1 protein-coding gene is annotated in these 526 nt (G+C 67.9%); it reads right to left on the bottom strand.

Features of this window, described 5'->3' with window-relative positions:
* Nucleotides 1-73: 73 nt before the first annotated feature.
* A complete protein-coding gene (locus tag IFY26_RS17550; protein WP_232550299.1) occupies nt 74-415 on the bottom strand; it encodes a hypothetical protein in 342 nt (113 codons plus the stop codon).
* Nucleotides 416-526: the final 111 nt, after the last annotated feature.

Below are 526 nucleotides of genomic sequence, written 5' to 3'. Positions count from 1 at the left end.
GGCTAGCCTTGAGGTGAGGGGCCGGTGGCCGGTGTCTCCCGGGGGTGGGTTAAGACAGGCCGCCGGCTCCCCTTCATGCGCGTAGCCGTTTGCGTCTCCGGGCCACCGAAGCCGCTGTTCGACCCAACAGCCCGGCCGCCTGTCGAGCCGTCAGGTCGGGACGCAACACCAGCGCATCCTCTTCCGGGGTGAAGGTTCCCCATCGGGTCGCAGCCACACGATCCGCTGCCGCGGCAGCTCGAGCAGCAGCGTTGATCTTGTCCCGCTGCGTGTGGCTGTAGATCACCGCGCGACGCTTGTTCCGGTCCCGATTCTCCTCCGCATACACACGGTCCCGAGCCACCGCAGCAGGGTTCCGTCGACGCCACCGCTTCATCACCACCGCACGCACCGACCGCCCCACCAGCTCGGCCACCTCAACATCACTCGCAGGGCCGTCCAAGAGGGCAAGCTCGTCCGGAGTCCACCTCTGGCGACTCACAGCAACACCCGCCGGACGAACAGACGCACTGCACAGCGGACCACG

The sequence above is a fragment of the Propioniciclava soli genome (genome assembly GCF_014858005.1).
Taxonomy (GTDB): domain Bacteria; phylum Actinomycetota; class Actinomycetes; order Propionibacteriales; family Propionibacteriaceae; genus Propioniciclava; species Propioniciclava soli.
The sequence above is the reverse complement of the archived record's forward strand: the minus strand, read 5'-3'. Positions and strand labels throughout refer to the sequence as shown.